The sequence below is a fragment of the Roseospirillum parvum genome (assembly GCF_900100455.1).
GTDB classification, from domain to species: domain Bacteria; phylum Pseudomonadota; class Alphaproteobacteria; order Rhodospirillales; family Rhodospirillaceae; genus Roseospirillum; species Roseospirillum parvum.
The window spans coordinates 152,670-171,831 of record NZ_FNCV01000002.1 but is presented as its reverse complement, the minus strand read 5'-3'; the positions used below and the strand labels follow the sequence as shown (position 1 = coordinate 171,831).

At 72.6% G+C, this 19,162-nt stretch carries 15 protein-coding genes; 10 read left to right on the top strand and 5 right to left on the bottom strand.

Annotated elements, in window-relative coordinates:
- Positions 1 to 50 precede the first annotated feature (50 nt).
- The 5 genes from bchL to puhB all read left to right on the top strand — a co-directional run bounded on the left by bchL (position 51) and on the right by puhB (position 4,992).
- Entirely contained in the window at positions 51 to 869 is an 819-nt protein-coding gene (gene bchL, locus BLR95_RS03790) for a ferredoxin:protochlorophyllide reductase (ATP-dependent) iron-sulfur ATP-binding protein (RefSeq protein WP_218119491.1), read from the top strand.
- 1 nt (position 870) lies between these two features.
- Positions 871 to 1,569 carry a magnesium protoporphyrin IX methyltransferase gene (bchM, locus tag BLR95_RS03785; protein WP_092615661.1) on the top strand — a complete coding sequence of 233 codons (699 nt, stop codon included), beginning with the start codon at positions 871 to 873 and terminating at the stop codon, positions 1,567 to 1,569.
- The gene (locus BLR95_RS03780; protein ID WP_281241283.1) at positions 1,566 to 3,440 is read left to right on the top strand and encodes a BCD family MFS transporter; all 1,875 of its coding nucleotides are present in this window, start codon (positions 1,566 to 1,568) and stop codon (positions 3,438 to 3,440) included. The genes bchM and BLR95_RS03780 overlap by 4 nt, the downstream gene beginning before the upstream one ends.
- Before the next feature lie 63 nt (positions 3,441 to 3,503).
- Positions 3,504 to 4,268, top strand: coding sequence for a photosynthetic reaction center subunit H (puhA, locus tag BLR95_RS03775; RefSeq protein ID WP_092615658.1), 765 nt, complete (start codon positions 3,504 to 3,506; stop codon positions 4,266 to 4,268).
- A 16-nt stretch (positions 4,269 to 4,284) separates the two neighbouring features.
- Positions 4,285 to 4,992 (top strand): photosynthetic complex putative assembly protein PuhB, encoded by a 708-nt coding sequence (puhB, locus tag BLR95_RS03770; RefSeq protein ID WP_245689232.1) that lies wholly within the window; start codon positions 4,285 to 4,287, stop codon positions 4,990 to 4,992.
- Between the two features lie 265 nt (positions 4,993 to 5,257).
- Here puhB and BLR95_RS03765 read toward each other — a convergent pair whose 3' ends face one another.
- From BLR95_RS03765 to BLR95_RS03750, 4 genes are read right to left on the bottom strand one after another with little or no spacing between them, the layout of a single operon-like run.
- Positions 5,258 to 5,644 (bottom strand): ectoine synthase, encoded by a 387-nt coding sequence (locus tag BLR95_RS03765; RefSeq protein WP_092615656.1) that lies wholly within the window; start codon positions 5,642 to 5,644, stop codon positions 5,258 to 5,260.
- 10 nt (positions 5,645 to 5,654) lie between these two features.
- Complete coding sequence (locus BLR95_RS03760; protein ID WP_092615653.1) at positions 5,655 to 6,119, bottom strand: acyl-CoA thioesterase; 465 nt, start codon at positions 6,117 to 6,119, stop codon at positions 5,655 to 5,657.
- 8 nt (positions 6,120 to 6,127) lie between these two features.
- Positions 6,128 to 6,913, bottom strand: coding sequence for a 3-hydroxybutyrate dehydrogenase (locus tag BLR95_RS03755; RefSeq protein ID WP_092615650.1), 786 nt, complete (start codon positions 6,911 to 6,913; stop codon positions 6,128 to 6,130).
- 57 nt (positions 6,914 to 6,970) lie between these two features.
- A complete protein-coding gene (locus tag BLR95_RS03750; protein WP_092615647.1) occupies positions 6,971 to 7,162 on the bottom strand; it encodes a DUF1192 family protein in 192 nt (63 codons plus the stop codon).
- Positions 7,163 to 7,448: 286 nt separating this feature from the next.
- Between BLR95_RS03750 and BLR95_RS03745 the strand changes: the two genes are divergently transcribed.
- Positions 7,449 to 8,144, top strand: coding sequence for a DUF1013 domain-containing protein (locus BLR95_RS03745; RefSeq protein WP_092615644.1), 696 nt, complete (start codon positions 7,449 to 7,451; stop codon positions 8,142 to 8,144).
- An 8-nt stretch (positions 8,145 to 8,152) separates the two neighbouring features.
- Entirely contained in the window at positions 8,153 to 8,905 is a 753-nt protein-coding gene (locus BLR95_RS03740) for an SAM-dependent methyltransferase (protein WP_092615641.1), read from the top strand.
- A 213-nt stretch (positions 8,906 to 9,118) separates the two neighbouring features.
- Here BLR95_RS03740 and BLR95_RS03735 read toward each other — a convergent pair whose 3' ends face one another.
- Positions 9,119 to 10,651 carry a class I adenylate-forming enzyme family protein gene (locus BLR95_RS03735; RefSeq protein ID WP_092615638.1) on the bottom strand — a complete coding sequence of 511 codons (1,533 nt, stop codon included), beginning with the start codon at positions 10,649 to 10,651 and terminating at the stop codon, positions 9,119 to 9,121.
- 199 nt (positions 10,652 to 10,850) lie between these two features.
- On the opposite strand from BLR95_RS03735, the gene BLR95_RS03730 reads away from it, so the two are divergent.
- The 3 genes from BLR95_RS03730 (at position 10,851) to BLR95_RS03720 (ending at position 19,141) form a co-directional block, all read left to right on the top strand.
- A complete protein-coding gene (locus BLR95_RS03730) occupies positions 10,851 to 16,130 on the top strand; it encodes an alpha-2-macroglobulin family protein (protein WP_092615634.1) in 5,280 nt (1,759 codons plus the stop codon).
- Positions 16,127 to 18,220, top strand: coding sequence for a penicillin-binding protein 1C (gene pbpC / locus BLR95_RS03725; protein WP_092615631.1), 2,094 nt, complete (start codon positions 16,127 to 16,129; stop codon positions 18,218 to 18,220). Before BLR95_RS03730 ends, pbpC begins: the two co-directional genes overlap by 4 nt.
- 84 nt (positions 18,221 to 18,304) lie before the next feature.
- Positions 18,305 to 19,141 carry an endonuclease/exonuclease/phosphatase family protein gene (locus BLR95_RS03720; protein WP_176787593.1) on the top strand — a complete coding sequence of 279 codons (837 nt, stop codon included), beginning with the start codon at positions 18,305 to 18,307 and terminating at the stop codon, positions 19,139 to 19,141.
- Positions 19,142 to 19,162 lie beyond the last annotated feature (21 nt).

Sequence of the window (19,162 nt, the reverse complement as noted above, 5' to 3'; positions counted from 1 at the left end):
AAACCCCGCCGGATGGTGACGGCAGCGTCCAGGTGCACCTGGACGAGCTGATGAACGCCAGTCAGGCCAAGGTGTTCGCCGTCTACGGCAAGGGCGGCATCGGCAAGAGCACCACCTCGTCCAACCTGTCGGTGGCCTTTTCGCGGCTCGGCAAGCGGGTCCTGCAGATCGGCTGCGACCCCAAGCACGACAGCACCTTCACCCTCACCAAGTCGCTGATGGGCACGGTCATCGATGCCCTCGAGTCGGTGAACTTCCACAGCGAGGAGCTGCAACCCGACGACTTCATGGTCGAGGGGTACGGCGGGGTGATGTGCGTCGAGGCGGGCGGCCCGCCGGCCGGCACCGGCTGCGGCGGCTACGTGGTCGGCCAGACGGTGAAGCTCCTGAAGGAGCACCACCTGCTGGACGACACCGACGTGGTGGTTTTCGACGTGCTGGGCGACGTGGTCTGCGGCGGCTTCGCGGCCCCCCTGCAGTACGCCGACCGGGCCCTGGTGGTGGCGGCCAACGACTTCGATTCCATCTTCGCCATGAACCGCATCGTCGCCGCCATCCAGGCCAAGGCCAAGAACTACGACGTGCGCCTGGGCGGGGTGATCGCCAACCGCAGCGACGCCACCGACCAGATCGAGAAGTTCAACGACGCCTCGGGCATGCGCACCCTGGCCCACCTGCCGGCGCTCGATGCCATCCGCCGCTCGCGCCTCAACAAGTGCACGGTGTTCGAGCTGGAGCGCACCGAGGAGATCGCCCGGGTCCAGGACGAATACCTGGGGCTGGCCAAAAAGCTGTGGGCCGGGGTCGAGCCGCTGGACGCCCGCTCGCTGAAGGACCGCGAGATCTTCGACCTTCTGGGGTACGACTGAGATGCCCACGCCGACCTTTGAATCGCGTCGCCGCGAGGTCACCGACTACTTCAACGCCACCGCTGTCGAGGCGTGGAAGAAGCTGACCTCGGACGACAAGGTGAGCGGCATCCGCGAAACCGTGCGCCAGGGCCGCCAGGAAATGCGCGACACCCTGCTCGACTGGCTGGGCGAGATGAAGGACCAGCGCCTGCTCGATGCCGGCTGCGGCACCGGGGCGCTGGCCGTCGAGGCGGCGCGGCGCGGGGCCAAGGTGGTGGCGGTCGACGTGGCCGGCAACCTGATCGATCAGGCCCGCGAGCGTACCCCCGAGGATGTGCCGGCCGAGGCCATCGATTTCAGGGTCGGCGACTACGCCGACCCCACCCTGGGCACCTTCGATTGCGTGGTGGCCATGGATTCGCTGATCCATTACCGCGGCGAGGACATCGTCACCGTGCTCTCCGGGCTGGCCCGGCGCACCTCGCGGGCGATGGTCTTCACCTTCGCCCCGCGCACCCCGCTGCTTGCCACCATGCACGTGGTCGGCAAGGTGTTTCCGCGCTCCGACCGCTCGCCGGCCATCGAGCCGATCGGCGAAGCCCGCCTCAAGGAGATGCTGGCCGCCGATCCGGTGCTCGGCGCGTGGCGCATCGGGCGCACCCGGCGCATCACCCGGGGCTTCTACATTTCGCAGGCGTTGGAGTTGGTCCGGCCATGAGTCGTCTGAGCGAGGCCGTCGAACAGGTCAAGGAGGGGCTGGCCCGGCTGGTCCCGGAGGTGGAGAAACTGGCCGCCAACCTGAAGCCCGCCCTGGAGCGGTTGGGCGAACAGGTGCGCCAGATCATGGTCCGCCTCGCCAAGGCCCGCGCCGAGGCCCGCCAGCAGGCGGCCGAGCGCGCCGCCCGGCGGGACGAAAGCGGCGAGGCCCCGGGTGGGGCTGACCGGCCCGCCGCCCAGGGGCCGCCCGGCGAGGGCGCCCTTGGTCGTGGCCTGCGCGGCTTCGCCAACGCGGTCAACAAGGCCGGCGACATCGACAACACCATCACGCCCGCCATTGCCGCCCTCACCCGGCCGTTGCGCCAGGGGGCCAAACAGGCCTCGGATCGTCTCTCCGGCGCCGATAAGATGAGCCCGGCCGAAAAGGCGGCCCGGCAGGCCCAGGCCCAGGCCAACCGCGAGAAGTGGGGCGAGTTGATCAACCGCAACCTGCCCTTCGCCGACGCGGCGACCGACGAGCTGCCGATGAAACGGCTGCTGCGTCTGGCCCTGTTCCAGGTCTCGGTCGGCATGGCCATGGTGCTTCTGACCGGCACCCTGAACCGGGTGATGATCGTCGAGCTCGACGTGCCGGCCTGGCTGGTCGCCACCATGGTCGCCCTGCCGATCGTCTTCGCGCCCTTCCGGGTGCTGATCGGCTTCAAGTCGGACACCCACAAGTCGGTGCTGGGCTGGAAACGGGTGCCCTACATCTGGTTCGGCACCCTGTTGCAGTTCGGCGGTCTGGCGATCATGCCCTTCGCCCTGCTGGTGCTTTCCGGGCAGACCGAGATGGAGTCGCCCGAGATCATCGGCCGGGCCGCCGCGGGGCTGGCCTTCCTGCTGGTCGGGGCGGGGCTGCACACCACCCAGACCGCCGGCCTTGCCCTGGCCACCGATCTGGCGCCCGAGGACACCCGGCCGCGCGTCGTGGCGCTGCTCTATGTGTTCCTGCTGGTCGGCCAGATCCTGGCGGGCATCGTTTTTGCCGGCGCGCTGCTCGACTTCAGTCACTTCCGCCTGATCCAGGTCATCCAGGGGGCGGCGGTGATCACCCTGGTGTTCAACACCATCGCCCTGTGGAAGCAGGAGGCGCGCAATCCCCAGGCCACCGATCCGGAGGCGCCGCGCCCCAGCTTCCGCGAGACCTGGGCCGAGTTCATGGAGCAGGGGCGGCCGGCCCGCCTGTTGGTGGTCACCGGCCTGGGCACCGCCGGCTTCACCATGCAGGACATCCTGCTCGAGCCCTATGGCGGCGAGATCCTGGGCATGTCGGTCGGCTCGACCACCTTCCTGACGGCGCTGCTGGCGGCCGGCTCGCTGGCCGGCTTCGCGCTGGCCGGCAAGGGGTTGTCGAAGGGCTTCGACCCCCACCGGCTGGCCGCCTTCGGGGTGCTGGCCGGCATCATCGCCTTCACCGCCGTGCTGTTCGCCGCGCCGCTCGGCTCGGAAGGGCTGTTCCGGGTGGGCACCGTGCTGATCGGCTTTGGCGCCGGCCTGTTCGCCGTCGGCACCATGACCGCCGCCATGGCCCTGGCCACGGAAGGCGGCAGTGGTCTGGCGCTGGGCGCCTGGGGCGCCGTGCAGGCCACCGCCATGGGCTTTGCCATCGCCGTGGGCGGTGGCCTGAAGGACGTTCTCGGCTCGCTGGCCGAGAACGGATTGCTCGGTGAGGCGTTAGAAACCCCTTACACCGGATACGGACTCGTGTATTCTCTCGAAGTGGTGTTGCTGTTCGCGACCCTGGTCGTCGTTGGCCCCATGGTGCGCTATGGGGGAGGCGACCGGCGCGGACCGCCGCCGCGCTTCGGACTGGCCGAGTTCCCCGGCTAGTTCGTGTTGCCCGGCTTGGCCGAGTTCCCCGGCCAGCCAGATGTCCCTGAAGGAGGCCATGCAATGATTGGCGATTTTTCGAGCTACATGGACGTTGCCCAGATCGTCCTCTACGCGTTCTGGATTTTCCTGTTCGGCGTGATCTTCTACCTGCGTCGCGAAGACCGCCGCGAAGGCTACCCGCTGGAGCGCGACACCGACGGCAAGATCATGTCCATCGGGCCGTGGAACCTGCCCGCCCCGAAGATTTTCTACAAGCCGCAGGGCGGCACCTACTCGGCGCCCAACGCGGCGCGCGACACCCGGGCCATCAAGGCCACCCGGGTTGGCAACTTCCCGGGCGCCCCGCTTGACCCGACCGGCGATCCGCTGGTCGATGGCGTCGGCCCCGCCGCCTACGCCGAGCGTGCCGACACCCCGGACAAGACCCTGGAAGGCCGCACCCGCATCGTGCCCCTGCGCACCGACGCCGACCTGTGGCTGGCTCCGGAGGATCCCGATCCGCGCGGCATGGCCGTGGTTGCCGGCTGCCGCACCACCGTTGGCGCGGTGAGCGACGTCTGGGTCGACCGGGCCGAGAACATCATCCGCTACCTGGAAGTCAGCCTGGGCGGCGCCGAGGGCGGTGCCAAGGCCGGCAAGACCGTTCTGGTGCCGATGCCGATGGCCGTCTTCAACGACCTCACCCGTACCGTTACCGTGAAGTCGATGGACGCCAAGAGCTTCGCCAACGTGCCGACGCCGAAGAGCGCCGAGCAGATCACCCTGCGTGAGGAAGACCGCATCCAGGCCTACTACGCCGGCGGTACCCTGTACGCCAACAAGTAAGGCGAGGTCCGTTCTCGTGACCGATGTGATGGGTGAGTACGAGTCGGAGCCCGTTCCCGGGCTTCCGGAACACCCACCCGAGGACGAGCAGATCCTGTGGCAAGGGGGGCCAGGCCGCAAAGGCCTGGCCTTCCGCGCCCTGCACGTTCGCGCGGTGACCTTCTATTTCGCTCTCCTGATGGCCTGGGCCGGGTATTCCGCCTTCGCGGATGGCCAGCCGGCTTCCCAGGTTGTGGAGGCGACCCTCATTCCCGCCATTCCCGGCCTGTTCGTGGTCGGCCTGCTGTATGTCTACGCCTGGGCCGTCGCCCGGGGATCGATCTACACCATCACCAGCCGTCGGGTGGTGATGCGCTTCGGGATCGCCCTGCCCAGATCGATCAACCTGCCGTTCTCGAAGATCGAGACGGTGTCGCTGAAGATCCATCCGGACGGCACCGGGGACATTCCCATGGTGCTCAATCACAAGGACCGGCTGGCCTTCTTCCACCTGTGGCCGCACACCCGGCCGTGGCACTTCACCAAGACCCAGCCCATGCTGCGCGCCCTCGACAACCCGCAGCAGGTGGGCGAGATCCTGGCCAAGGCCATCGCCGCCGAACAGGCCCGCGTGGGGCGCGAGGGGGGAGCCGCCCCGGATGCCCAGCTTGATGCCGAGCTTGATGCCGAAACTGGGGCGCCGACTCCGTCCCAAGGCGGACCGGTGCGTCGCTCGGTTACCTGAGCCGGGTTCCCTCAATCGGGTCCCCAACCCGCGCCACACCAGACCACGAGATGGGCCGCCTTCGGGCGGCCTTTCGGCGTTTCGGGGGAGGCTGCCCAACGGGCGGGAGGGTGGGTCGTGAAAAGACGGGCGGGAGGGTGGGTCGTGAAAGACCGGCGGGAGGGTGGGTCGTGAAAGACCGGCGGGAGGGTGGGCCGTGAAGGACCGGCGGGAGGGCAGGCCGCGAAGGCTGGGTGTCAAGGCGGGCCGCCCGGGGGGCGTGTCGTCAGTAGCCCGAGCCGTCCGGGTTGTTCAGGTCGTGTTTCTCGCTGCCCTCAAGCGGCGGGTTGAAGACGCTGATCAGCACCATGTCCTGGCCCGGGTCGGCGCGCAGCCAGTGCTTGTCGTGCTGGTCGAGCACGTAGATGGTGCCCGGTTCGAGCGGGAACACGGTGCCCTCTTCGTCCTCCACCTCGCCGCGCCCGGCGATGCAGGTGCAGGCCTCCAGATGGTTGCGGTAGTGCAGCAGGCTTTCGCTGCCCGCCCGGACCACGGTGTGGGTAACGGTGAAGCCCATGCCGTCGGCCCGGGTCAGCAGCCGGTGGCTGGTGCCGTTGCCCCAGTCGACGAAGTTGGGCCCGGCCTCGACCTCGGCCAGGGTGCGGGTGAACATGGAGCCCTCCTCAACTCTCGATTGGCCCGGCGACCAGGTCGGCCAGCCGCCCCCGGGCCGGCTCGCTGATCGGCTCGGGGCGGCCCGACCCGCGGCCGACGAAGACGTGGATCCAGTAGGCCAGGGCGGCCGGTTGCCCGGCGTCCTGGGCGAACAGGCCCAGATTGTAGGTCACCGAGCTGGTGCCCAGCCGGACCACCCTCAAGCCCCCGGTGATCATCCGCCCGGCGTCCTTGTACTCGCCGGAATCGATGGGGGCCAGGAAGCGGCAGCCATTCTCCACCACCAGACACAACAGCGGCCCCTGGACCACGTCCAGGCCCAGGTGCTCGCGATAAAAGGTCAGGGTGATGTGTTCGAAATAGCTGTAATAGGCGACGTTGTTGACGTGGTCGAACAGATCGAAATCGCCCCAGCGCAACTGGATCGGGGTGCGGTAGGCGAAGTCGTCGAGGCCGGCGGTTTTGGGCAGCATGAGGCGGCTCAGTGGGTGGTGAAGCCGCCGTCCACCGACAGGTCGGCGCCGGTGATGCCGTCGCCGTCCGGCCCGCACAGGAACACCGTGAAGGCGCCGATCTGCTCCGGGGTGACGAAACGCCTGGAGGGCTGGCGCTCGCCCAGCAGCAGGGCCGCCTCTTCCTCGTAGGGGCGGCCGCTCTGCTTGGCCCGGGCCTCGATCTGCGCCTCGACCAGCGGCGTGCGCACCCAGCCCGGGCAGATGGCGTTCACGGTGATGTGCTGCTCGGCGGTTTCCAGGGCGACCACCTTGGTCAGCCCGACAATGCCGTGCTTGGCCGCCACATAGGCCGCCTTGTTCACCGAGGCCACCTTGCCGTGCGCCGAGGCGATGTTGATGATGCGCCCGAAGTCGCGCGCCTTCATCCCCGGCACGGCGACCCGGGTGGTGTGGAAGGCGGCCGACAGGTTGATGGCGATCACCTGATCCCAGCGCTCGGGCGGGAAGTCCTCCACCTTGTCGACGTGCTGGATGCCGGCGTTGTTGACCAGGATGTCCACCTTGCCGAAGGCGCTTTCCGCCTGCTTGACCAAGTCCACCGCCTGCTCGGGCTGGGAGAGGTCGGCCGGGTGATACAGCACGCGCACGCCGTGGGTCTGTTCCATCTCCTGGCGCAGGGCCTCGATCTCGGCCGCCTCGCCGAAGCCGTTCAGCATCACCTCGGCCCCGGCGGCGGCCAGGGCGCGGGCGATGCCCAGCCCGATGCCGCTGGTCGAGCCGGTCACCACGGCGCTTTTTCCTTGAAGGCTCACGTCTCTTCTCCCTGTCGGTTGGTGGGCGCGGACGGCGTCGGGCTGGCGGGGGTGGCGTCAGCCGCCGAAGATGCTTTCGGCGCCCGCCCGGGCCGCCTTCTTGGCCTCGATCATGGCTTCGGCGCGGGCCTGTTCGGCCTTCAACTGCTCGATATAGTCGGCCAGATCGGCCAGCGACATGCCGTCCAGATTACGTCCCAGCAGGCCAAGCGGCGGGGCCGGGGGCGGGGCCACATCGTCGGTGTCCATGGCGGGCCTCCTGGTCGAAAGGGGGAACGTGCCGATCGCCACCATGACCCAGGCCGCCCCGCCTTGTCGAGCCCCGGCGGCACCCCCCAAGTCTTCCCCTCACGCCTGGCGCGGTCCCAAGCCGTTTGACCCCGGGCCGCGAATGCCGTAAACGGAAATGTCCGTGATCCGGAGGCTCCCCGTTTCGACAGCGCGCCTCCCCTGCCGGTCCCCTGCTTTCGGGGTGGCTGGCGGGCCGGCGAACCTTTGCCCTCATCCAACCAACAAAACCCTGGAAGAGTCGTCCATGTCCCTGCCCCTGATGCCCAAGGCCACCGCCGTCTGGCTGGTCGAGAACACGGCGCTGACCTTCGAGCAGATCGCCGACTTCACCGGCATGCACGAGCTGGAGATCCAGGCCATCGCCGATGGCGAGGTGGCCCAGGGGATCGTCGGTCTCGACCCGGTGGCCAACGGCCAGTTGACGGCCGACAACATCAAGGCCTGCGAGGCCAACCCCGAGGGTAAGCTGAAGCTGGCCCGCACCGACAACCCGCGCCCGCAGACCCGGGCCAAGGGGGCGCGCTACACCCCGGTCAGCAAGCGGCAGGATCGCCCGGACGCCATCGCCTGGCTGCTCAAGCACCACCCGGAGCTGACCGACGCCCAGCTCTGCAAGCTGATCGGCACCACCAAGCCGACCCTCAACGCCATCCGCGACAAGACCCACTGGAACGCCGCCAACCTGAAGCCGCGCAATCCGGTTACCCTGGGTCTGTGCTCCGAGGCCGACCTCGAGAAAATGGTCGCCCTGAGCCCGCGCCGCCACACCATCGCCGAGCCCGACGAGCCCGCCGCCCCGGTCGAGGAAGCGCCGGCCGAGGAAATCTCGCCGCGCGACGGCCCGGCGCCCGATGCCGCCTCGGTGTTCGGCGGCCCGGTGTGGAGCAGCGCCAGCGACGACGACGCCGGCAGCGACGACCCCGAAACCAAGGACGGCTGAGCCGGCCGATGACCGAGTCCGACCCCGCAATCGCGGCGCTGATCGCCCTGCACCGGGGTCTGCCCCGCCAGGGGCCCGGCTCGACGGCGCTGACGGCGCGCCTGCTCGACGATCTGGCGCCCCGGTTGCCGGCCCGTCCCCGGGTCGCCGATCTGGGCTGTGGCAGCGGCGTCGCCGCCCGCCAGATCGCCGAACATCTGGATGCCGAGGTGGTGGCGGTCGATTTCGCGGCCGACTTCATCGACCAGTTGAAAGCCGCCCCGCCGCCCGCCGCCGGGCGCGTCATCCCCCGGGTGGCCGACATGCTGGACCCCGGCCTCGGGCCGGCCAGCCTTGATCTGATCTGGTCGGAAGGCGCCGCCTATGCGGTCGGTGTGCCGGCGGCGCTGGCCGCGTGGCGTCCGCTGCTCAGGCCGGGCGGGGTGCTGGTGCTCTCCGAGTGCGTCTGGTTCACCCCCGACCCGCCGCCCGAGGCGGCCCGCCACTGGGCCGAGGCCTACCCCGGGATGACCACCGCCAGCGGCCTGATCGCCCGCGCCGAGGCGGCCGGGTTCGGGCTGCTGTCGGCCCACCGCCTGCCCGCCGAGGCGTGGTGGGAGAGCTACTACACGCCGCTCGCCGCCAACCTCGCACGCCTGGAAGCCGAGCCGGCGGACGATCCCCACCTTATCGCCGCCATCGCCGAGACCCGCCGCGAAATGGCCCTGTTCAAGGCTCACCACACGGCCTACGGCTACCTGATCGCCGTCCTCGGTGCCTGACGCCTGCCGGTGGCAAAGGGGCGCTGCCCCTTTTGATCCCCGCCGGGGGGACCAGGGGCCCCCCCGGACCCCCGCCATGACTTAAAACCCCACAGAGGGGGCTTGCCCCCTCTGTGGGGTTTTGACTCGTGGTGGGGTCTGGGGAGGCCCCCGGCCTCCCCAGCGGGGGTCAAGGGGGCGGCGCCCCCTTTGCCGCCGGCAGGCGGCAGGCCCTCAGGGCCGCGATTTCAGCCACTGGCGCAGTTCGGTTTTCAGCACCTTGCCGGTGATGTTCTTGGGCAGGTGGTCGACCAGGAGGTAGTCCTTGGGGCGTTTGAAGCGGGCGATGTTGTCCAGGCACAGGGCGTCCAGTTCCGCCGGGTCGAGGGGGGCGTCCCCGGCCGGCACGATGAAAGCGACCAACTCCTCGCCCCAGCTTGGGTGGGGGCGGCCCAGGCAGGCGACTTCGGCCACCTTGGGGTGGGTCAGCAGGACCTCTTCCACCTCGCGCGGGTAGATGTTGGTGCCGCCCGAGATGACCACGTCCTTCGAGCGGTCCTTCAGGGTCAGGAAGCCTTCGGGGTCGAGGCTGCCCATGTCGCCGGTGTACAGCCAGCCGTCGCGCAGGGTCTTGGCGCTGGCGCCGGGGTCCTGCCAGTAGCCGCTCATGACGGTTTCGCCGCGCACCACCACCTCGCCGATCTCGCCGTCGGGCAGGGCGTGGCCCTCGGGGTCGGCGATCATCACCTCGACGGCGCTCTGGGCGATGCCGACGCTGGCCAGCCGTTCTTCCCAGCGCGCATGGCCGCGCTCGGCGTGCAGGGCCTTGGAGAGGGCGGTGATGGTCATCGGACTTTCGCCCTGGCCGTAGATCTGGACCAGCCGGGGGCCGAGCAGGTCGAGCGCCCGCTTGCACACCGAGACGTACATCGGCCCGCCGCCATAGACGATGGTCTTGAGGCCGGAGTGGGCCGCCGCCTCGGCGCCCGGGGCGTCGATCAGGCGCTGCACCATGGTCGGCGCGGCGAACATGGCGACGCCCTGGTGGGCTTGGAACAGCTCGAGGATTTCCGCCGGCTCGAAGCCGCCGCTTTCGGGGATCACCTGCATCCCCAGGCCGGCCACGTGGGGCAGCATGTACATGCCCGAGCCGTGGCTCATGGGGGCGGCGTGCAGGATGGCGTCGCCCGGGGCGATGGTGTCGACGTCGGCGAAGTAGCACAGGCTCATGGCCAGCAGGTTGCGGTGGCTGAGCATGGCCCCCTTGGGGCGGCCGGTGGTGCCCGAGGTGTAGAACAGCCAGGCCAGATCGTCGCCGGCGCGGTTGAAGGGCTCCATGGCGTGGTCGGTGAACAGGGCCTCGTACTCGGCGCTGTCCACCTCGATCATCTGGTCGAGGTCGGGCGCCTCGTTGGCCGCCTCGGCGATGGCGCTGGCCAGATCGGCGGTGACGAAGCACACCCGGGTCCCGCTGGCGGTCAGGATGTGGGCGAATTCCTTGGGGTGCAGCTTGGGGTTCATGGGCACCGCCACCAGCCCGGCCCACCAGGCGGCGAACATCACCTCGACGTAGGCCGGGCAGTTCTTCATGGCCAAGCCGATGCGCGCCCCCTCGGCCAGACCGAAACGTTGGCGCAGGGTGGCGGCCAGGGCGGCGACCCGCCCGGCGAGGCGGGCCTGATCGTGGGTGACGGTGGTGCCCAGGGCAACGGCGGGCCGGGCCCCATGGGCGCGCCCCGCCCGGGCCAGCAGGTGAGCCAGGTTCATGGCGGCAACTCCCCCTGTTATCGTCGCGACCGCTCTCCTCCCCCCAGGGTTTTGCCGGGAGCGGCCCCATACCACTTTGTTTTCCAGCGAGTATGCCCAAACCCCCGGCCGCTGGCCAGCATCGACGCGGCCTGCCCTGCGCGCGCCACGATTGACTGCGATAGACTGGACGGGCAACTCACCTTCGGGAGGCCCCGCCATGCTCCGCCGCTCGCCGCCAGCCCTGGTTCTGCTGCTGATCTGCGCCCTCGCCGCCCTGCCGGTGGCGGCCCAGGCCCCGACCCAACCGCCGCCCGAGTCGGCCAATCAGGCAGCCGATCAGGCGGCGCGGGCGGCCACCGCCCTGGCTCCGGTGCACGAGGTCATTGCCGCCACCCGGGCCTATGCCAAACGGGTGCTGGACGAGGCCGAGCGGAGCACCGACGGGGCGTTGATCCAGCGCACCCTGACCGAGGCCCGGGCGGCGGCCGAGGACGCCAACTGGTGGGCGGCGGTGCGCATCCAGCGTCAGGCCATCGCCCTGGGCGCCGGGGCGCCGCGCCACTGGCTGACCCTGGCCGGCTACGAGGCGGGCCAGGACGCCGCCGCCCTGGAAGCCGCGGCCGCCGCCTGGATCGCCCAGGCCGGCAGCGACGATCCGGCGGTCAAGGGCCCGGCGCTTGACCTCCTGTCGCGGGTGCTGGAGGCGCGCGGCGCCGACGGCGCGGCGTGGCGCCTCGCCGCCTGGGCCGAGGCGGTGGCGCCCACCCCCGGGCGGGCCGAGCGCACCTTGTGGCTGGCCCCCGGCAGCCTGCGCCTGAAGGATCAGGCTCTGGACGCCGAGCGCCCCCGGGCCAGTCTGTGCCTGACCTTCTCGGCGCCGCTCAAACGCGACGGGGCCGATGGCTACGCCGACTATGTGACGGTGACGCCGACCGTCGATCTGGCCCTGACCGTGAACGACACCCGGCTGTGCCTGGAGGGCTTCGAGCACGCCGCCAGCTATGATCTGACCCTGCGCGCCGGACTGCCGGCGGCCGGCCCGGCCCGCCTGCCGGCCAGCCGCGAGCTGGATATCCACGTGCCGGCCCGCGCCCCCCGGGTCGCCTTCCCCGAGCCCGGCCATGTGCTGCCGCGCGACGGTGATCCCGAAGTGCCCTTGAGCGCCATCAACGTGACCCGGGCCGAGTTGGCCCTCTACCGCCTGGGCGACGACGCCCTGGCCGGCCAGTTGCGCGAGGGGCGGCTGTTCCAGGACCTCAGCCAGTGGGATGCCCAGTGGCTGGCCGCCAACGTGGGCGAGGCGCTGTGGCGGGGCGAGATCGACCTGCCCGACCAGCCCAATCGCGAGACCACCACCCTGGTTCCCCTGGCCGGCCTGCTGCCCGACGACCGGCCGCCCGGGCTCTATGCGCTGACCGCCCGCCCGCTGTGGCCCGAGGTCAAGGACTGGACGGCCCAGGCCACCCAGTGGCTGACCGTGACCGATCTCGGGCTCAGCGCCCTGACCGGCGCCGATGGTCTGACCGTGGCCCTGCGCCGGCTGTCCGATGCCCGCCCGGTGGCGGGGGTCGAGGTGCGCCTGATCGCCCGCAACACCGATACCCTGGGCCGCGCCACCACCGATGCCGAGGGGCTGGCCCGCCTGCCCGCCGGGCTGCTGGCCGGCGACGGCGGGCGCACCCCGGTGGCGGTGGTCGCCCGGCGCGGCGGCGCGGACGCCGACTTCGCCTTCCTCGATCTGACCCGGCCCGCCTTCGACCTCTCCGACCGGGGGGTCGAGGGGCGGCCGCCGCCCGGCCCGCTGGACGCCTTCCTGACCACCGAGCGGGGCATCTACCGGCCCGGCGAGACGGTCCACCTGACTGCCCTGCTGCGCGACGACCGGGCGCGGGCGGCCACGGCGCCGCTGACCTTCAGCCTGCTGCGTCCGGATGGCTCCGAGGCGTGGCGCCGGGTCAGTCCGGGCGACGGGGCGGGCGGGCATGTGCTGTCGCTGGACACCGGCGCCGACTGGCCGACCGGCACCTGGCGGCTGGTGGCGCGGGTCGATCCCGACCGGCCGCCCATCGGCAGCGCCGATTTCCTGCTCGAGGATTTCGTCCCGGCCCGCGTCGAGGTGGCCCTGGACAGCGACCGGGCACGCCTGGAAAGCGGCGCCCCGCCGGCCGGGTTGACGGTGCAGGCCGATTTCCTCTACGGCGCTCCGGCGGCCGATCTGGCGGTCACCGGGCAGGTGCGGGTGGTCGCCGCGCCCGATCCCTTCCCCAACGCGGCGGGCTACAGCTTCGGCCCGCTGGCGCCGCCCACCGGCCGCACCGAACCGCTGGCCGAGGCGCGCACCGATGCCGACGGCCAGGCCCGTCTGCCGCTGATCCTGCCCGCCCTGCCCGACACCCTGGCCCCGCTGGAGGCCCGCCTTGAGGTGGAGGTGCGCGAACCCTCGGGCCGCGTGGTGCGCCGCCAGATGACCCTGCCGGTCGATCACCGGCCGTTCTTCATCGGCCTCAAGCCTCTGTTCTCCGGCCCCCTGGCGGCCGACGCCGAGGCCGCCTTCGAGGTCATCGCCCGCACCCCGGACGGGCAGGCGGCGACCCCCGGCCCGCTGGGCTGGGAGCTGATCGAGGAAATCCGCGACTACCAATGGACGCTGGACGGCGACCGCTGGCAGGTCCGCGCCGTCACCCGTGAACGCTCGGTGGCCGGCGGCACCCTCACCCTGCCCGCCGAGGGTCCGGCCCGGCTGGCCCGCCGCATGGAAAACGGCAGCTACCGGCTGGAGGTGTTCGACCCCGAGGGCCGGGCCCTGAGCGCCGTGCGCTTCCGGGCCGGCTGGTGGAGCCCCCGTCTGGCCGACGACGACACCCCGGACACCCTGAAGGTGGAAACCGAGAGCGCCGCCGTGGCGCTGGGCGACACCGCCCGGGTGGCGGTCACCGTGCCCCGGGCCGGCCAGTTGCTGGTCGCCGTGGCCCACCAGCAGGTGGTGACCACCCGGGCCCTGACGGTCGAGCCCGGGACCACCACCCTGGAATTGCCGGTGACCGAGGATTGGGGGGTCGGGGCCTATGTCTCGGCCACCCTGTTCACGCCGGGCGCGGTGGACGGGGCCGAGACACACGGCCCCGGCCGGGCGGTCGGGCTGGCCTGGGTCGGCGTCGATCCGGCGCCGCGCCGGTTGAGCGTCAGCCTCGATCCGCCGGCCGAGGTGACGCCCCGGCAGACGGTGAACATTCCCCTCCAGGTGGCCGGCGCCGGGGTCGCCGAGGGCGCGGTGCACCTGACCCTGGCCGCGGTCGACGAGGGAATCCTCGGCCTGACCGGCTTCGCCACCCCCGATCCGGCCGGCCACTACCTGGGCAAGCGCCGCCTGGGGGTGGAGATGCGCGACCTTTACGGCCGTCTGATCCGGCCCCGGGCCGGGGGGCGCGGCATCCCGCGCTCGGGCGGCGACGCCCTGGGCGGTCACGGCCCCCGCCTGGACGACAGCCCCATCGAGACGGTCGCCCTGTTCTCCGGCCCGGTGGCGGTGGACGCCGACGGGCGGGCCGAGGTGGCCCTGGACCTGCCCGACTTCAACGGCCGCCTGCGCCTGATGGCGGTGGCCTGGAGCCCGAACGCGGTGGGCGCCGCCGAGGCGCCGCTGCTGGTCCGCGATCCCTTGGTCATCGCCGGCGGGCTGCCCCGCTTCCTGGCCCCCGGCGACGCCGCCCGCATCGGCCTTGAGGTGCACAATCTGGCCGCCACCCCGGGCACCTGGACGGTCGAGGCCGAAACCACCGGCGCCCTGGCGGTGAGTCCGGCCCGGGCCAGTCTGGAATTGCCGAAGGGGGCGCGGCGTGGGCTGGGCTTCGAGCTGCTCGGCACGGCGGTCGGCCCGGGACGGCTGACCGTCCGCCTGAGCGGTCCCGACGGCCGCCAGCGGGTCCGCACCTGGGCGCTCACCGTGCGTCCGGCGCAGACCGTGGAAACCCGTCACCTGACCGCGCAACTGCCGCCCGGCGGCCGCGTCACCCTGGATGCCGAGGTGACCCAGGGCCTGCTGCCGGAGACCGTGCAAGTGGCCGCCGCCTTCGGTGGGGTGCCCCGGCTCGGGCTGGCCGGGCTGGTGGAAAGCCTGGCCGCCTACCCCTATGGCTGCACCGAGCAGACGGTCAGCGCCGCCCTGCCCCTGATCGACGGCGCCGCCCTGGCCGCCCGGGCCGGGATGGCCGCCCCGGCCAGCCAGGCCGAGTTGGACCGCCGGGTGGCCCGGGCGGTGGATCGGGTGATTGCCCGCCAGCGCGGCGATGGGGCCTTCGCGGCGTGGAGCCCGCGCGGCGGCGCCCATCCGTGGCTCAGCGCCTATGCCCTGGATTTCCTGCTCCGCGTCCAGGCCAGCGGGCGGGTCACCGTGCCCGACTTCGCGCTGGCCCGGGGCCTCGACTATCTGGCGCGCCTGACCACCACCGGCGAGGCGCCGACCGCCCGGCTGCCCGCCCTGGCCTATGCCCACTACGTGCTGGCCCGGGCCGGCCGGCCGGCCCTGGGCTCGCTGCGCTGGCTGGCCGACACCCGGGGCGGCGACCTGCCGACCGGGCTGGCCCGCGACCATCTGGCCGCCGCCCTGCTGCTGGCCGGCGACCGGGCGCGCCTCGCCGCCCTGGACGACCATGACCCGCTGCAACGGGCCAGCTTCAAGGGCGGGGCGCCGGACTACGGCTCGCCGCTGCGCGATCTGGCGGCCCGCCTGACCCTGGCCGCCGAGCACGACCTGCCCGGCCTCGCTCCCCTGGCCCTGGCCGAGGAGGTGGCGGCGCGGCGGGCCGCGCGGCGCTGGCTGTCGACCCAGGAGCAGGCCTGGCTGGCCCTGGCCGCCGGCCACCTGCTGGCCGATCAGGCCGACAGCCGCATCGCCGTCGCCGGGGCCGATCCGGTGGCCGGCCCGCTGACTCTGAGCCCCGACCGCGCGGCCCTGGACCGGGGGCTGATGGTCGCCAACGCCGGGCCGGGCCCGCTGTTCACCAGCCTCGACGTGCGCGGCATCCCGGCTACCCCGCGGGCCGCCGAACGCGGGCGCGGCTTCACCATCGAGCGCACCTTCCACGACCTGGACGGCAACCCGGTCGATCCGGCGGCGGTGCCGGCGCATGCCGTGCTGGTCGCCCTGATCCGCCTCAAGGCGGCCGACAGCCGGCCCCGTCAGGCCCTGGTGGTCGACCTGTTGCCGGCCGGGCTGGAGATCGAGAACGTCGCCACCGGGCGCGGCCGGGGCCTCGCCGGCCTCGACTGGCTGCCCAGGCTGACCCAGCCCGAGCACGCCGAGCGGCGCGACGACCGCTTTGTGGCGGCGCTCGACATCGACGGCACCGAGTCGCGCGCGCTGGCCTATCTGGTGCGCGCCGTCACCCCCGGCACCTACGTCCTGCCGGCGCCCTACGTGGAGGACATGTACCGGCCGCGCGACGCCGGCTGGGGGGCGATGGGCGAAATGGTGATCGGGGCGGCGGCGGCCCAATGATCGCCCGCCGCCTGCTCGCCGGGGGGATCGGGCTGGCCGGGCTGGCCGGTCTGTTCGGCCCGGCGCTGCTGGTCGACTGGCTGGCCGCCCGGCCGCTGTCGCGCGCCCTGCCCGCCGTGTCGTCCGAGGTGGTGGCCGGCGACGGCACCCTGCTGCGTCCCTTCCTCAGCCCCGACGGGCGCTGGCGGCTGGCGGTCGCGGTGGCCGAGGTGGACCCCTTCTACCGGGCCTTGCTGAAGGCCCGCGAGGACCGCCGTTTCGGCCAACACCCGGGGGTCGACGCCCCGGCCGTGCTGCGCGCCGCCGGGCAGAACCTGCTGGCCGGCGGGGTGGTCAGCGGCGCCTCGACGCTGGCCATGCAGGTCGCCCGGCGGCTCGACCCGGCGCCGCGCACCCTGGCCGCCAAGCTGCGCGAGACGGCCCGCGCCCTGGCCCTGACCCGCGCCCTGGGCGATGACGGGGTGCTGCGGGCCTACCTCACCCTGGCTCCCTTCGGCGGCAACCTGGAGGGGGTGCGGGCGGGCAGTCTGGCCTGGCTCGGCAAGCCGCCGGCGCGTCTGTCGCCGGCCGAGGCGGCGCTGCTGGTCGCCCTGCCCCAGGCCCCGGAGCGCCTGCGCCCCGACCGCCACCCCGAGGCCGCCCGCCGGGCCCGCGACCGGGTGCTTGCGGTGGCCGTCGAGGCCGGCCTGCTGTCGGCCGCCGAGGCGGCGCGGGCGGCCGCCGAGCCGCTGCCCAGCCGGCGCCACGCGCTGCCCCGGCTGGCCCCCCATGTGGCCCGCGAACTGGTCGAGACCGCTCCCGGGCCGGTGGTGCGCACCACCCTGGATGCCGCCCTCCAGGTCGATCTCGAAGCCCTGGTCGCCGAGCATGTGGCGGGGCTCGACGCCAAGACCTCGGCTGCCCTGGTGGCGGTCGATCTGGCCAGCTTCGAGGTCCGCGCCGTGGTCGGCTCGCCGGGGCTGCTGGAGACCGCCCGCCAGGGGGCGGTGGACATGTCGCGCGCCGTGCGCTCGCCCGGCTCGACCCTCAAGCCGCTGATCTATGGCCTTGCCTTCGCCGATGGGCTGGCCCACCCCAAGACCCTGATCGACGACGTGCCGACCCGCTTCGGAAGCTATCGGCCGACCAACTTTTCCGGCGGCTATCTGGGTCAGGTGACGGTCGGCGAGGCGCTGGCCCTGTCGCTGAACGTGCCGGCGGTCAAGCTTCTGGCCCGGGTCGGCCCGGCCCGTCTGGCCGCCCGCCTGACCGCCGCCGGGGTGACGCCGCGCCTGCCCGGCGAGGCACCGCCCGGCCTTGCCCTGGCCCTGGGTGGGGTGGGCGTCACACTGCGCGAGATGACCGGCCTTTACGCCATGCTCGGGACCGGCGGGCGCTGGCGGCCGCCGGCCCTCACCCCGCGCCCGGCCGAGGCGCCGCCGGTGCGCCAACTGCTCGACCCGGTGGCCGCCTGGGAGGTCGGGCAGATCCTGCGCACCGCTCCGCCGCCGCCCGGCTTCCTGCCTGGGGTGGCGGTGAAGACGGGCACCTCCTACGGCTATCGCGATGCCTGGGCGCTGGGTTTTGACGGGGGCATGGCGATCGGCGTCTGGGTGGGGCGGGCCGATGGCTCGCCGAGCCCCGGGCGGATCGGGCGTGACACCGCCGCGCCGCTGCTGTTCAAGGCCTTCGCCCGACTGCCCGGCGACGACCGCCGTCCGCCGCCACCGCCGCCGGGGCGTCTGGTGGCGGCCTCGGCGGCCGATCTGCCCCCCGCCCTGGCCCGTTTCGAGCCGCCGACCCCGGGCCGGGGGGAGGGGCCGCGTCTGGGCTTTCCCAGCGACGGACTGGTCCTCGACTGGGCCGGGGCGCGGCGGGGTGTGACCCTGGAAGCGGCCGGCGGGCAGGCCCCGCTGACCTGGCTGGTCGATGGTCGCCCGCTGGCCGACCTGCCGGGCAGCCGGCCGGGCGACTGGCGGCGGCCCGCCCGCTGGCAACCGCAAGGCCCCGGCGCGGCCCGCCTGACGGTGGTCGACGCCGCCGGCCGGGCCGCCTCGGCGACCGTCTGGCTGCGCCGCGAGGGACCCGGCCCGGCCCGGCTGTCCCCTTGAAACCCTTGGATTGTTACGCCCATATAACAGGTTCATGGTGCGCGGCGATATTGCCGCGCTGATTGAATCCGAGGACCCCGCCGCGTGAACCCGACCGCCGCCCCCCCGCCCCCCGCCCAGGCCGACTGGGCGCTGAGCGTGGTCACGCTCAACACCTGGAAAGGCGAAGGGCCGTACCGCCGCCGGCTCGACCTGATGGCCGACGGGCTGGCCGCCCTGGCGCCCGATGTGGTGCTGCTTCAGGAAGCCTTCGCCGCCCCCTCCCTCGGCCTGTCGACCGCCGAAGCGCTGGCCGAGCGCCTGGGCCTGTTCGCCATCGCCCCGGCGGCGCGCGCCAAGACACGCCAGGTGGAGGGGCGGAGCGTCTCCAGCACCTCGGGCCTGGCCCTGCTGTCGCGCCGACCGCTGGACCGCTACGAGGTGCTGGAGTTGCCCAAGGACGCCGCCGACGGCGACCGGCAGGCCCTGGTCGCCCGGCTGGCCACCCCGCACGGCGATCTGGTGGTGGTCAACACCCATCTGTCCCATCTTGAGCAGGCGGACGGCCTGCGGCTGGCCCAGTTGCAGGCCATCCTGTCGCACCTCGACACCCAGCCCGGCCGGCCCAGCGTGCTGCTCGGCGGCGACATGAACTGCCCGCCGGACGGTGCCTGCCTGCACTGGCTGATCGATCACCCCGGGCATCCGGCGATCGACCTGATGGCCGGCGCCGCCGACCCGGAATTCGCCACCCACCGCGACCTGCCCCCGGAAAGCGGCCGCATCGACCACCTGTTGCTGCTGCCCGGGGCCGATGGCCCGCACCTCGAGGTCACCGAGTGCCGCCCGGTGCTGAATACCCCGGGCGCTGACGGCACCTGGCCCAGCGATCACATCGGGCTGCTGGTGCGGCTCGCCGGCAAGGGGGCGCTGCCCCCTTGACCCCCGCTGGGGAGGCCGGGA

What these genes read in the sequence shown, in the direction of transcription:
- BLR95_RS03740 (WP_092615641.1), top strand. Translation starts at nt 8,153, where the DNA reads ATGACCGAGTCCGACCCCGCAATCGCGGCGCTGATCGCCCTGCACCGG.
- pbpC (WP_092615631.1), top strand. Translation starts at nt 16,127, where the DNA reads ATGATCGCCCGCCGCCTGCTCGCCGGGGGGATCGGGCTGGCCGGGCTG.
- BLR95_RS03750 (WP_092615647.1), bottom strand. Translation starts at nt 7,162, where the DNA reads ATGGACACCGACGATGTGGCCCCGCCCCCGGCCCCGCCGCTTGGCCTG.
- BLR95_RS03760 (WP_092615653.1), bottom strand. Translation starts at nt 6,119, where the DNA reads ATGCTGCCCAAAACCGCCGGCCTCGACGACTTCGCCTACCGCACCCCG.
- BLR95_RS03745 (WP_092615644.1), top strand. Translation starts at nt 7,449, where the DNA reads ATGTCCCTGCCCCTGATGCCCAAGGCCACCGCCGTCTGGCTGGTCGAG.
- BLR95_RS03730 (WP_092615634.1), top strand. Translation starts at nt 10,851, where the DNA reads ATGCTCCGCCGCTCGCCGCCAGCCCTGGTTCTGCTGCTGATCTGCGCC.
- BLR95_RS03780 (WP_281241283.1), top strand. Translation starts at nt 1,566, where the DNA reads ATGAGTCGTCTGAGCGAGGCCGTCGAACAGGTCAAGGAGGGGCTGGCC.
- BLR95_RS03765 (WP_092615656.1), bottom strand. Translation starts at nt 5,644, where the DNA reads ATGTTCACCCGCACCCTGGCCGAGGTCGAGGCCGGGCCCAACTTCGTC.
- BLR95_RS03735 (WP_092615638.1), bottom strand. Translation starts at nt 10,651, where the DNA reads ATGAACCTGGCTCACCTGCTGGCCCGGGCGGGGCGCGCCCATGGGGCC.
- puhA (WP_092615658.1), top strand. Translation starts at nt 3,504, where the DNA reads ATGATTGGCGATTTTTCGAGCTACATGGACGTTGCCCAGATCGTCCTC.
- bchL (WP_218119491.1), top strand. Translation starts at nt 51, where the DNA reads ATGAACGCCAGTCAGGCCAAGGTGTTCGCCGTCTACGGCAAGGGCGGC.
- bchM (WP_092615661.1), top strand. Translation starts at nt 871, where the DNA reads ATGCCCACGCCGACCTTTGAATCGCGTCGCCGCGAGGTCACCGACTAC.